Source organism: Micromonospora sp. RTBAU3-60, from assembly GCF_054963695.1.
In genome coordinates this window covers 59,263-71,679 of sequence record NZ_JBUEGB010000018.1, presented here as the reverse complement: position 1 = coordinate 71,679, position 12,417 = coordinate 59,263, and the positions used below count along the sequence as shown (strand labels likewise).

Annotated in this window: 9 protein-coding genes and 1 pseudogene; 2 read left to right on the top strand and 8 right to left on the bottom strand. The window is 74.0% G+C overall.

Translation table 11 applies throughout. The features are described 5' to 3' along the window. Nucleotides 1–66 precede the first annotated feature (66 nt). Together rph and rdgB are read left to right on the top strand one after the other, a co-directional pair. The gene (rph, locus tag ACY34I_RS19495; protein ID WP_462756401.1) at nucleotides 67–792 is read left to right on the top strand and encodes a ribonuclease PH; all 726 of its coding nucleotides are present in this window, start codon (nucleotides 67–69) and stop codon (nucleotides 790–792) included. Between the two features lie 49 nt (nucleotides 793–841). Continuing rightward, nucleotides 842–1,456, top strand: coding sequence for an RdgB/HAM1 family non-canonical purine NTP pyrophosphatase (rdgB, locus tag ACY34I_RS19490; protein ID WP_462756400.1), 615 nt, complete (start codon nucleotides 842–844; stop codon nucleotides 1,454–1,456). Between the two features lie 27 nt (nucleotides 1,457–1,483). Here rdgB and ACY34I_RS19485 read toward each other — a convergent pair. From ACY34I_RS19485 to ACY34I_RS19450, 8 genes and pseudogenes are all read right to left on the bottom strand, one after another. Beyond that, a pseudogene (locus ACY34I_RS19485) lies at nucleotides 1,484–2,627 on the bottom strand (DUF6891 domain-containing protein). Between the two features lie 181 nt (nucleotides 2,628–2,808). Continuing rightward, a complete protein-coding gene (gene hutH / locus ACY34I_RS19480; protein WP_462756474.1) occupies nucleotides 2,809–4,347 on the bottom strand; it encodes a histidine ammonia-lyase in 1,539 nt (512 codons plus the stop codon). Then, nucleotides 4,344–5,693: an RNA-guided endonuclease IscB gene (gene iscB, locus ACY34I_RS19475; RefSeq protein WP_462756399.1), complete on the bottom strand. Its 1,350-nt coding sequence runs from the start codon at nucleotides 5,691–5,693 to the stop codon at nucleotides 4,344–4,346. Before iscB ends, hutH begins: the two co-directional genes overlap by 4 nt. 292 nt (nucleotides 5,694–5,985) lie before the next feature. After that, nucleotides 5,986–7,215, bottom strand: coding sequence for an imidazolonepropionase (hutI, locus tag ACY34I_RS19470; protein ID WP_462756473.1), 1,230 nt, complete (start codon nucleotides 7,213–7,215; stop codon nucleotides 5,986–5,988). A gap of 50 nt (nucleotides 7,216–7,265) precedes the next feature. Continuing rightward, a complete protein-coding gene (locus ACY34I_RS19465) occupies nucleotides 7,266–8,618 on the bottom strand; it encodes a formimidoylglutamate deiminase (RefSeq protein WP_462756472.1) in 1,353 nt (450 codons plus the stop codon). Then, nucleotides 8,615–9,814, bottom strand: a complete 1,200-nt coding sequence (locus tag ACY34I_RS19460; protein WP_462756398.1) for an allantoate amidohydrolase — start codon at nucleotides 9,812–9,814, stop codon at nucleotides 8,615–8,617. The genes ACY34I_RS19465 and ACY34I_RS19460 overlap by 4 nt, the downstream gene beginning before the upstream one ends. Further along, nucleotides 9,811–11,475: a urocanate hydratase gene (hutU, locus tag ACY34I_RS19455; RefSeq protein ID WP_462756397.1), complete on the bottom strand. Its 1,665-nt coding sequence runs from the start codon at nucleotides 11,473–11,475 to the stop codon at nucleotides 9,811–9,813. The genes ACY34I_RS19460 and hutU overlap by 4 nt, the downstream gene beginning before the upstream one ends. Nucleotides 11,476–11,487: 12 nt before the next feature. Then, nucleotides 11,488–12,333 (bottom strand): MurR/RpiR family transcriptional regulator, encoded by an 846-nt coding sequence (locus ACY34I_RS19450; RefSeq protein WP_148796126.1) that lies wholly within the window; start codon nucleotides 12,331–12,333, stop codon nucleotides 11,488–11,490. Nucleotides 12,334–12,417 lie beyond the last annotated feature (84 nt).

Sequence of the window (12,417 nt, the reverse complement as noted above, 5' to 3'; positions counted from 1 at the left end):
GCGCCGCGCCGTCCGTTCGGGCACACCCCGGAACGCTTCGATCACGGCACCGCATAAGGTGCAGGCATGGCGCGACCTGACGGGCGGCGGCCCGACCAACTCCGACCGGTGACCCTGACCCGGGGCTGGAGCACCCACCCCGAGGGCTCCGTCCTCGTCGAGTTCGGCGCGACCCGGGTGCTCTGCACGGCCAGCGTGACCGAGGGGGTGCCCCGCTGGCGCAAGGGCTCCGGGCTCGGCTGGGTCACCGCCGAGTACGCGATGCTGCCCCGCGCCACCAACACCCGCTCCGACCGGGAGAGCGTGCGGGGGAAGATCGGCGGGCGGACCCACGAGATCTCCCGGCTGATCGGCCGCAGCCTGCGGGCCTGCGTCGACCTGAAGGCGCTCGGCGAGAACTCGATCGTGCTCGACTGCGACGTGCTCCAGGCCGACGGCGGCACCCGGACCGCGGCGATCACCGGCGCGTACGTGGCGCTGCACGACGCGGTGACCTGGCTGGCCGAGCGCAAGGCCCTGACCGGCAAGGTGGAGAAGGTGATGCACCGCTCGGTGGCCGCGGTCAGCGTCGGCATCATCGCCGGCGAGCCGCGCCTGGACCTCTGCTACGAGGAGGACGTGGCCGCCGAGGTCGACATGAACGTGGTCTGCACCGGGACCGGCGACTTCGTCGAGGTGCAGGGGACGGGCGAGGCCGGCGTCTTCGCCCGTGAGCAGCTCGACGCCCTGCTCGACCTGGGCATGGTGGGCTGCCTGGATCTGGCCGAGGCGCAGCGGAAGGCGCTCCAGTGAACGCGCGGAGCGTTGCGAGCCCCGCAGTCGCGAACGAAGGTGATCACCGATGAACAAGGTCCTGCTCGCCACCCGGAACCGGAAGAAGCTGGTCGAGCTCCAGCGCATCCTCGACGGTGCGCTCGGTGCGCACCGCATCGCCCTGCTCGGCCTGGACGACGTGGAGGAATACCCGGAGCTGCCGGAAACCGGCCTGACCTTCGGCGAGAACGCGCTGATCAAGGCCCGGGAGGGCTGCCGGCGTACCGGGCTACCGACCATCGCCGACGACTCCGGGCTCGCCGTGGACGCGCTCAACGGCATGCCGGGCGTGTTCAGCGCCCGCTGGGCCGGCCGGCACGGCGACGACCAGGCCAACCTGCAGCTCGTGCTGGACCAGATCGCCGACCTGCCCGACGAGCACCGGGGCGCCTCCTTCGTCTGCACCGTCGCGCTGGTGCTGCCCAGCGGCAAGGAACACCTGGTCGACGGCCGCCAGGCCGGCCGGCTGCTACGCGCCCCGCGCGGCGACGGCGGCTTCGGGTACGACCCGATCTTCCTCGGCGACGGCCAGGAGCGGACCAACGCGGAGCTGACCCCGGAGGAGAAGGACGCGGTCAGCCACCGCGGCAAGGCGCTGCGCGAGCTGGCCAAGCTGGCCGCCAAGGTGCTCCCGCAGCCCTGAAACCGGGGGCACCAACCCGGCCACCGGTCACCAGGGTTTGGTCACCGTGTCGCCCAGCTCGTCGACGGCGACCCGGTCCTCCGTCGCCAGGACCGTGATCATGCGGGCCGCCTCGGCGAGGCTGACGTGCCGGCCGGTCACGGTGGCCGTCTCCGGGTGCGGCGTCTCCAGCCAGAGCCGGTCCGCCTCCCAGCCCATCTGCACCACACCGCCAGAGCGGCCGAGGCAGGAGAGGAAGTCGCGGGTGTGCGGTTGCAGGCGATGGGCGATCGCGATGGCCTCCGCGGCCTCCAGTGCCACCGCGTTGCCGCGCCCGGTCGAGTGTTCGTAGGTGGCATCGACGTAGTCGGCGGGCGAGGGGACGGTGGCCGGCGGTCCGCCCAGCAGCGCCAGACCCTCGTACCGACCGACGGTGGCAGGGCGGCGGTCCGGATCGGCATACTCGCCGACCAGCGCGTCGCCCGCACGGCGGACAGTGACGGTCAGCGACTCGGTGGACAGGCGCAGCCGGGCGTCCGCGGGCAGCCACGGCAGGTGCAGAGCGCTCAGCCGCGCCGCGGACTGCACCCCGTCGCGCGGGGCATGCACCCCCGTCCAGGCGCTGAGCAGCCCCACCTCGACGTCGACGTCGTCATCCAGGGTGGGCGGCACGGCGGCGAGGCGACCCACCCGTCGACGCCGCCACACCATCGGCACCTGGATCCGGCTGCCGGTGTCGCCGTTCCACCGCACGGTCAGCCCTTCGGCCCGCAGCGCCGCCGCCACCTCCTCGCCGATCTCCACCGACGGCGGCTGCTCGAAGAGCCCGTACGCGAGGAACACCGGTGACCCGTCCACCGCCCGCTCTGCGTCCTGCTGGTGGTAGAAGGCGTATCCGCGCGGGATGACCTCACGCGGCACCTCGGCGCCGATCTCGCCGAGACCACAGTTCTGGCAGCAGGCGAAGCTCTCCCGCGCCGATGCCGGCGGCGGACAGCGCCCGGAACGCGGCGGCCAGCCGGTCGCTGTCGGTCCTCGCCGGCCAGCTCTGCTGCGCGGTCAGGTGCGCGGTCAGTTCCTCGGCCACCACCGGCCAGGCCAGCTCGTCGATCCGGACCCGGTCGGCCTCGCCGTCCAGGCACTCCACCGTCTCGGCGACGATCGCCGCCGCCGGCAGCTCGGCCAGCGCCACCTGGCGGCGGACGAAGGCCCGTATCTCGTCGTCGAGTGCCAGCCCGTCGTCGTCCGGGGCGCCGGCACGGCCCGGGATGTCAGCCGTCACCACGGCCTCGTCGTCGGTCACGGCGCGGAACGGTAGCAGCGGCGACCGACAGCCACCCGGGCATCGACGTCAGCCGGCGGCCCGAATCCGGTCAGCCGAGCGGTCCGACCTCCCGTTCGATCGCCGCGCGCAGCTCCGGACCGCGCACCACGTCGCGGGCGGCCTCCATGACCGGGGCGAGGAACACGTCCGGCCCGGGCTCGCCCACCACGTCGCGCAGCGCGGCCAGCGCCGCCCGGCCCGCCGGCGACGGCGTCAGCGGGGCGCGGAGCTGGAGCCCGCGGACAGCGGCCAGCAGCTCCACCGCGAGCAGGCTGGTCAGGTTGTCCAGCACGGTACGCAGCTTCTTGGCCGCCGCCCAGCCCATCGAGACGTGGTCCTCCTGCATGCCGCTGGTGGGCAGCGAGTCCACCGACGCGGGCGCGGCCAGCCGCCGGTTCTCGGCGACGATCCCGGCCGCCGTGTACTGGGCGATCATCAGCCCGGAGTTGACCCCGGCGTCGGGGGAGAGGAACGCGGGCAGATCCCGGGAGCGGGTGACGTCGAGCAGCCGGTCGACCCGCCGCTCAGCGATCGCGCCCACCTCGGCGGCGGCGATGGCCAGGTAGTCGGCGGCGAAGCCGAGCGGCGCGCCGTGGAAGTTGCCGGTCGACTCGACCCGCCCGTCCGGCAGCACCACCGGGTTGTCCACCACGGACAGCAGCTCCCGCCCGGCGACGGTGGCGGCGAAGTCCAGGGTGTCCCGGGCCGCGCCGGCGACCTGCGGGGCGCACCGCATGGAGTACGCGTCCTGCACGGCGTGCGCCAGGTCGTCCCGGTGCGAGTCCATCACCGCCGAGTGCTGCAGCAGCTTGTGGATGTTCGCCGCCGACTCCGCCTGGCCCGGGTGCGGCCGGATGGCGTGCAGCTCGGGCAGGAACGGCCGCTCCGAGCCGAGCATCGCCTCGATCGCGAGGGCGGCGGTGACGTCGGCCATCGCGAACAGGTGCCGGGCGTCGTGGATGGCCAGCAGCAGCATGCCGAGCATGCCGTCGGTGCCGTTGATCAGCGCCAGCCCCTCCTTGGCGGCCAGCTCGATCGGCGCCAAGCCGACCCGGCGCAGCGCCTCGCCGCCGGGGATCCGCTCCCCGCCCGGGCCGAGCACCCAGCCCTCCCCGAGCAGCACCAGCGCGCAGTGCGCCAGCGGGGCCAGGTCGCCGGAGGCGCCGAGCGATCCGTGCTCGGGCACCCACGGGGTGACCTCGTGGTTGAGCAGGTCCACCAGGGCCTCGGCGACCAGCGGCCGGACCCCGGAGCGGCCGAGGGCGAGCGAGCGTACCCGCAGCAGCATCATGGCCCGGACCACTTCGCGGGGCATCGGCGCGCCCACCCCGGCGGCGTGCGAGCGGATCAGCGCGTGCTGCAGCTCGGCCCGCCGCTCCGGAGCCACGAAGGTGTTGGCGAGCGCCCCGAAGCCGGTGGAGACGCCGTAGACGGGCCGGCCGGCCGCCTCGATGCCGTCCACGATGGACCGGCTGGCCGTCATGGCGTCTACGGCTGCCGGGCCGAGGACGACCTTGGCGGTGCCGCGGGCCACGGCGAGCACGTCGGCGGGGGAGATCCCGGTGGGCTGGATGGTGACGGTCATCAGGTATGCGGCGTGGACACCCGGTCGTTGGGGGCCGGGTGGAAGCGCCGTTCCTCCTCTCGTGTGTAGGCCCATCCGTCTGCGCGTTGCAGCAGGTGGACGTGTCGGTGGTGCACGCTCTGTACGAGTGTGTGGCGGGTGCGAATGTTGAAACGGCCGGTGGTTCGGACAGCGACTCGGCCCTCATGTCGGCCGGTGTTCTTGCCGGTGGGTACGACAGCGCGTACCAGGTCGCCGGTTTGGAAGCCGCGTATGGTTTTGGTTCGGGGTAGTCGTAGTCGGGGGAAGCCGTGTTGGTCGGCACGGGTGCGGGCATAGCTGCCGCGCCCGGTGGCGGTGGCCACGAGCACCTGCTTCGGACAGGACCACACGGTGGTGAGTACGCCGACGTGGAGGGCGTCGAGGGTGTGGCTCTTCGGAGCGCCGGTGCGGTGTCGATTCCATTTGGTGCGCCCGCCGGTGGCGACCTGCACTGGCAGGCCAGTGGCCACAAGGGCGTGCCACAACGCCCACCGAGTCGTCGAGACCGCTGCGGCATCCCGGAGTGGCAGTTTCTGTTGTCGTCGGATCCGGGCCAGCACGGCGGGCTGGTCCGCGAGGAAGGTGCCGATGGGGATGGCGGCCTTGGCCTGGTTGCAGGGGATGCAGGCCAAGGTCAGGTTCGATACCCGGTCGGAGCCGCCGCGTGAGCGGGGCACGATGTGGTCGATGTTCAGCGGCACTCCGACTGCCCCGCAGTAGGCGCATTTGCGTCCGTGCTTCGCGAGGAGGTACTCGCGGACTTCGTAGCCGTGCAGGGTGCCGTGCTGGTACTCGACGCCGGAGATGTCGGGGTTCTGCAGGAGTTGGGTGTCGAACGCGACCCGCTCCACATGCAGCCGGGTCACGGGTGCCCAGTGGCAAAGCCGCTGAACCCAGGACATGGTGTTGTCGACCCGGTGCCGCAACGATGGCGCCAACCACCCTTGCGGCCTACGCCGATTGGCGTATCGGGATGACCGGTAGCGCAGGTTCCGCGACCGACGGCCACGCCGTAGAGCGGCGCGGGCGGCCAACCTGTCCCGGATCTGCCCACCCCGATGGCGAACCTCAATTCCGAACAAGCCGGTCCGGACCATGTCGTCATCCGCGTTCTCTGTGCGGAAGACCGCGATGCCGGTGAACTTCGACCCCGGATCGATCCCGACCTCAACCCCGTCCACCTGCGAGGAGGCGAGCTCGCGGTCTTTGAGCCGGATCACGAACGGGGTGTGCCGGTGGACCACGGCACGCCCGCCCGCGAGCAGCTTGCGTGCTCGTGCCGGCGTGCACGGCTGCAACGGCCGGTGATGGCGGTCAACCACGAACACCGCCGGGTGGGTTTGGGCCTCACGGCCCGCTCCGGTTCCCGCCGAGGCAGGTTCCGGGTGACGCCGGCTTGCGCCGGTCTCCCCTCGCCCATGTCGCACACCGGCTGCCGGGTGGCGTCCGCGTCCCGTTTCGTGGCTTCTCGGGGCCGTGTCTGCTGACGCGGATTCCAGGGTCCGGGGCTGAGGAAGCACCCCGGAGTGGGTCTTCTGACCTGTGTACAACGTAGATCCCTCCCTTCAGAGGTTTCTGGGGCTGGTCAACCACCCTGTAGGACCGAACAAGTACGGTCCCTCAGGGCCGAGAAGTTGACTGCGGCACTCCGGTGTGCAGAACCTGGCGGATCAAGGGAACTCCCGGCCGGTAGGCCAGGTGCAGGTGGGACGGGGCGTCGAGGATCATCAGGTCGGCCCGGGCGCCGGGCGCCAACCGGCCGACGTCGCGGCGGCGCAGCGCCGCCGCCCCGCCGGCGGTCGCGGCCCAGACCGCCTCCGCCGGGGTCATCCGCATCTCGCGTACAGCCAGCGCGATGCAGAACGGCATCGACGACGTGTACGACGACCCGGGGTTGCAGTCGGTGGCCAGCGCCACGGTCACCCCCGCGTCGAGTAGCCGCCGGGCGTCCGGGTACGGCGACCGGGTGGAGAACTCCGCCCCGGGCAGCAGGGTGGCGACCGTGGTGGTGTGCTGACCCTCGGCGCACATGCAGTCGATGCGGTGCGAGGCGAGGGCGTCGACGTCGGCGTCGGACAGGTGGGTGCAGTGGTCGACGCTGGCCGCGCCCAGCTCCACTCCGAGCTGCACGCCCGGGCCGGGGCCGAGCTGGTTGGCGTGCACCCGTACGCCCAGCCCGACCGCCTGCCCGCAGGCGAGGATCGCCCGGGCGTGGTCCACGTCGAAGGCGCCCCGCTCGCAGAACACGTCGATCCAGCGGGCGTACGGGGCGGCGGCGGCCAGCATCGGCCCGCACACCATGCCGACGTAGTCGTCGGGGCGGTCGGCGTATTCGGCGGGGACGACGTGCGCGCCGAGGAACGTGGTGTCCTCGGTGAACTCGGCGGCGATCCGCAGCGAACGGGCCTCGTCGGCGACGGTGAGCCCGTACCCGCTCTTGATCTCGATGGTGGTGGTGCCCTGCCGCATCGCCTCGCCGCGCAGCCGGTGCACGGTGGCCCGCAGCTCGTCGTCGGAGGCGGCGCGGGTGGCGCCGACGGTGGTGCGGATGCCGCCTCCGGTGTACGGCTCGCCGGCCACCCGGGCGGCGAACTCGGCGGCCCGGTCCCCGGCGAAGACCAGGTGGGCGTGGCTGTCCACGAACCCGGGCAGCACGGCGGCGCCGGCGGCGTCGATCCGCCGGTCGGCGGCCGGGGCGCCCCGGGCCGGCCCGATCCAGGCCACCACCCCGTCCTCGACCAGCAGCGCGGCGTTCCGCCGGATGCCGAGCGGCCCGCCCTCGCCCTCGCCGAAGCTGTTGGTGACCAGCTCGCCGATGTTGTCCACCAGCAGGCTGCCGGTGTGGCGCACCGTGGGCCGGGCCGGGTCGCCCGGCCGCACCGGCCGCTGCGGGAAGCCGGTCACGTGGTCACCTCCGCGATGGCGGCCTGCAGCTCGGCGGGAACGTCCACGGTCAGGTGCCGGCCGTCGGCGACCACGGTCCGCCCGTCGACCACCACGTGCGTGACGTCGGCCGCGCCGGCCGCGAAGAACACCCCGACCGGCGGCACGGCGGCGGTCCGGGCGCTGTCCAGCCGTACGGTGACCAGGTCGGCCCGGCCCCCGACGGACAGCCGGCCGGCGTCGCCCCAGCCCAGCGCGGCGTGCCCGGCGACGGTGGCGGCGGTGACCAGCTCGGCGGCGGTGAAATGCCCCCGCCGGCGGGTACGCAGCCGCTCGTCCAGCTCCACCGCACGGGCCTCCTCGAAGAGGTCAACGACGGCGTGGCTGTCGCTGCCGAGGCTGAGCGGGCTGCCCGCCTCGGCCATCCGGCGGGCCGGCCCGATCCCGTCGGCCAGGTCCCGCTCGGTGGTGGGGCACAGGCAGATCCCGGTCCGGCTCTCCCCGAGCAGGGCGATGTCGGCGCTGGTCGGGTGGGTGGCGTGCACCGCGGTGGTGTGCCGGCCGAGCACCCCGTGGTCGGCCAGCAGCCGGGTCGGGGTGCAGCCGTGCACGGCCCGGCAGGCGTCGTTCTCGGCCGGCTGCTCGGAGAGGTGCACGTGCAGCGGCACGCCGTTGCGGTCGGCCCAGCCGGCCACGGTGGCGAGCTGCTCCGCCGGCACCGCGCGCACCGAGTGGATGGCCGCGCCCACCCGGGCGTGGTCGTTCTCCGGGCGGAACGCGCTCACCCGCTCCGCCCAGCGCAGCGCGTCCCCGTCGCCGAACCGCCGCTGCGGCCCGGTCAGCGGCGCGCCGTCCACCCCGGCGGTCAGGTACGCGGTGTCCAGCAGGGTGATCCGGATGCCCGCGTGCGCGGCCGCCTCGACCAGCGCCGCCGACATCGCGTTCGGGTCGGCGTACGGGGTGCCGTCCGGGCCGTGGTGCAGGTAGTGGAACTCCCCGACGCAGGTGATCCCGGCGAGCGCCATCTCCGCGTACGCGGCCCGGGCCAGGGCCAGGTACGACTCCGGGTCGAGCCGGGCGGCCACGGCGTACATGACGTCCCGCCAGCTCCAGAAGTCGCCCCGGCCATAGTGGGTACGCCCGCGCAGCGCCCGGTGGAAGGCGTGCGAGTGGGCGTTGGCCAGGCCCGGCAGGGTGAGCCCGGGCAGCCGTACCGCGTCGCGCAGCACCTCGACCCCGGCGGCCGGCGTGCCCCCGCCGACCAGCGGGGTGACCGCGGTGATCCGGCCGCCCTCGGCCTCGATCAGCACGTCGGGCGTGGGTTCGGCCTGGTCGGGCAGCCAGGCGTACTCGGCCAGCCAGCGGGTCAGCGGCATGCCAGCTCCTCCAGCACCCGGGCCAGGGCGGTCACCCCGGCGGCGCAGTCGGCGTCGGTGGCGGATTCGGCGGGGGAGTGCGACACCCCGGTCGGGTTGCGGACGAAGAGCATCGCGGTGGGCAGGTGCGCGGCCAGCACCCCCGCGTCGTGCCCCGCCCCGGTGGGCAGCACCGGCGCGTCGAGCAGCCGGGCCAGCCGGTCGGCCAGCCCGCCGTCGAACGCCACCAGCGGGGTGGCCGACTCCTCGGTGCAGGTCAGCTCGGTGCCGTCCCGACGCGCCCGCTCGGCGGCCTTGACCCGCACCGCCTCGACCAGGCCGTGCAGCGTCTCCGGCTCGGCCGCCCGGGCGTCCAGCCAGCCGGTCACCCGCGACGGGATCGCGTTGGTGGCGTTCGGCTCGACGGCCACCCGGCCGATCGTGGCGTGCGCGTCGCGCAGCCGGGCCTCCTTGTTCGCCGCCAGCACGGTGAACGCGTAGGTGAGCATCGGGTCGCGGCGGTCGGCCATCCGGGTCGTACCCGCGTGGTTGCCCTCGCCGTGGAAGTCGAGGCGCCAGCGGCCGTGCGGCCAGATCGCGCTGGCCACCGCGACCGGCGCGCCCTGGTCGACCAGCGCGCGGCCCTGCTCCACGTGCAGCTCCACGAAGGCCGCGAAGCGGCCGAGCAGGCCCGGGTCGGCACCCGCCGGCCGGTCGCCCAGCGCCTCGGCGAAGCTCACCCCGGCCGCGTCGCGCAGCCCGGCCGCGCGCTCCACCGCGATCTCCCCGGTGAGCAGCCGCGACCCCAGGCAGGGTACGCCGAAGCGGCCCCCCTCCTCCTCCACGAACGCGGCCACCGCCACCGGCCGGACCGGGGCGACGCCGGCCGCCCGCAGCTCGTCCACGGCGAGGAACGCGCTGACGATCCCGAGCGGCCCGTCGTACGCGCCGCCGTGCGGCACCGAGTCGAAGTGGCTGCCGGTGAGCACTGCGTCCGCGGCCGCCGGGTCGCCCCACCAGGCGAACAGGTTGCCGTTGCCGTCCTCGGTGACCGGCATGCCGCGCTGCCCGGCCTGCTCCCGGAACCACGCGCGCAGCGTGAGCTCCGGCTCGGTCAGGGAGTACCGCAGGTAGCCGCCGCTGCCCGCGTCCCGCCCGACGGGGGCCAGCTCGTCCCACAGCTTGCGGAACCGCACGGCGAGATCGCTCACGCCGTACCCTCCGCGCCCTCCGCCATGGGCACCCGGACGCCGGTGCGGGTGGCGACCTCGCGGGCGTCGTCGTAGCCGGCGTCGACGTGCCGGATGACGCCCATGGCCGGGTCGTTGGTGAGCACCCGCTCGATCTTCTGCCCCGCCAGGGCGCTGCCGTCGGCGACGCAGACCTGCCCGGCGTGGATGGACCGGCCGATGCCCACCCCGCCGCCGTGGTGGATGGACACCCACGACGCCCCGCTAGCCGTGTTGACCAGCGCGTTGAGCAGCGGCCAGTCGGCGATCGCGTCGGAGCCGTCGGCCATCGCCTCGGTCTCCCGGTAGGGGCTCGCCACGCTGCCGCAGTCCAGGTGGTCCCGGCCGATCACCACCGGCGCGCTCAGCTCACCTGCGGCGACCATCTCGTTGAACCGCACCCCGGCCTTGTCCCGCTCGCCGTAGCCGAGCCAGCAGATCCGGGCCGGCAGGCCCTGGAAGGCCACCCGCTCGCCGGCCATCCGGATCCACCGCGCCAGGGACTCGTTCTCGGGGAACAGGTCGAGGATGGCCCGGTCGGTGGCCGCGATGTCCTTCGGGTCACCGGAGAGCGCCGCCCAGCGGAACGGGCCCTTGCCCTCGCAGAACAGCGGCCGGATGTACGCCGGCACGAAGCCGGGGAAGTCGAAGGCGCGCTCGTAGCCGCCGAGCTTCGCCTCGCCGCGGATCGAGTTGCCGTAGTCGAAGACCTCCGCGCCCGCGTCGAGGAAGCCGACCATCGCCTCGACGTGCTTCGCCATCGACGTCCGCGCCCGGTCGGTGAACTCGGCCGGCTTGGCCGCCGCGTAGTCGCGGGCGTCGGCCAGCTCCACCCCCTCCGGCAGGTACGACAGCGGGTCGTGCGCGCTGGTCTGGTCGGTGACGATGTCGATGGCGACGCCCCGGCGCAGCAGCTCCGGGAAGACGGTGGCCGCGTTGCCCACCACCCCGACGCTGAGCGCGCGGCGGTCCCGCTTCGCGGCAAGCGCCCGCTCGACCGCGTCGTCCAGCGACTCGGCGATCTCGTCCAGGTAGCGGTCGTGCGCCCGGCGCTCCAGCCGGCTGCGGTCCACGTCCACGATCAGGCAGGCGCCGCCGTTCATGGTGACCGCGAGGGGCTGCGCCCCACCCATCCCGCCGCAGCCGGCGGTCAGCGTGAGGGTGCCGGCGAGGCTTCCCCCGAAGCGCTTCGCCGCCACCGCGGCGAACGTCTCGTACGTGCCCTGCAGGATGCCCTGGGTGCCGATGTAGATCCAGGAGCCGGCGGTCATCTGCCCGTACATGGTCAGGCCGAGCTGCTCCAGCCGGCGGAACTCCGGCCAGGTGGCCCAGTCGCCGACCAGGTTGGAGTTGGCCAGCAGCACCCGGGGCGCCCACTCGTGGGTACGCATGACGCCCACCGGACGGCCGGACTGCACCAGCATCGTCTCGTCCTCGCGCAGGTCGGTCAGCGTCCGGACCAGCGCGTGGTACGACGGCCAGTCCCGCGCGGCCTTGCCGGTGCCGCCGTAGACCACCAGGTCCTCGGGGCGCTCGGCCACCTCCGGGTCGAGGTTGTTCATCAGCATCCGCAGGGCGGCCTCCTGCGGCCACCCCTTGGCGGTGCGTGTGGTGCCGCGGGCGGCGCGGACGGGCTGGTGCATTGCGTACTCCTCTCAGCCGAGGAACAACTGACGGCGGGCGGCGGACGACTCGAAAGCCTCGAGTCGGGCCTGGGTCTCGGCCGGGGTGGCGTCGCAGATCGCCTGGAGCACCACCATGGCCAGGGTCATCGGTGCGGTGTGCAGGTCGAAGACCAGGTCGGTGCCGACGGCGGCGGGGAGCACCACCTCGGCGTGGTCGGTGGCCGGGCTCACCGGGGAGTCGGTGATCGCCACGACGGTCAGCCCGGCGTCCCGGGCCTCGCGTAGCGCGTCCAGGGTCTCCCGGGGATAGCGGGGCAGCACGAACGCGAGCAGCGCGCTTGCCCCCGCGGCGGCGGCCTGTTCGAGCCGGTCGGCGAGGAGGCTGCCACCGTCGTCGAGCACCCGCACGTCCGGGTGCACCTTCGCGGCGAAGTACGCGAAGTACGCGGCCAGCGGCGCGGCGGCGCGCAGCCCGAGCACCGGCAGCGGGCGGCTGGCCGCGAGCAGCTTGCCCACCTCCGCGATCCGGTCGGCGTCAGCGAGTTGGGTGGCGAGCCGGTCGAGGTTGCCCATCTCGGCACGGACCGCCCGCTGCAGGGCGTTGCCGGCGTCGGCCGGGTCGGCCGCGCCGGTGGCGGTCAGCTCCCGCAGTCGGCGGCGCAGCGCGGGGTAGCCGTCGTGGCCGAGCGCCATCGCGAACCGGGTCACCGACGGCTGGCTCACCCCGGCCAGCTCGGCGACCTCGGCCGCGGACAGGTACGCCGCCGCGGCCGCGTGCTGCACCAGGCAGTGCGCGATCCGGCGCTGGGTCGGGGTGAGCCGCACGCCGTGGAACAAGTCGAGCAGCGGCTCGCCGGACGCCGCCCCTTCATTCATGCCGTGACTCTATGCATGAAAACTTTCAGAACGCAACCTCCGGCCCGCCGACGGGACCCGACCGGGCCAGCCGGTGCCCCTCGA

Bases quoted from the DNA above. Each gene is read 5' to 3' on its own strand.
- rph (WP_462756401.1), top strand. From the start codon at position 67: ATGGCGCGACCTGACGGGCGGCGGCCCGACCAACTCCGACCGGTGACC.
- ACY34I_RS19450 (WP_148796126.1), bottom strand. From the start codon at position 12,333: ATGAATGAAGGGGCGGCGTCCGGCGAGCCGCTGCTCGACTTGTTCCAC.
- hutU (WP_462756397.1), bottom strand. From the start codon at position 11,475: ATGCACCAGCCCGTCCGCGCCGCCCGCGGCACCACACGCACCGCCAAG.
- rdgB (WP_462756400.1), top strand. From the start codon at position 842: ATGAACAAGGTCCTGCTCGCCACCCGGAACCGGAAGAAGCTGGTCGAG.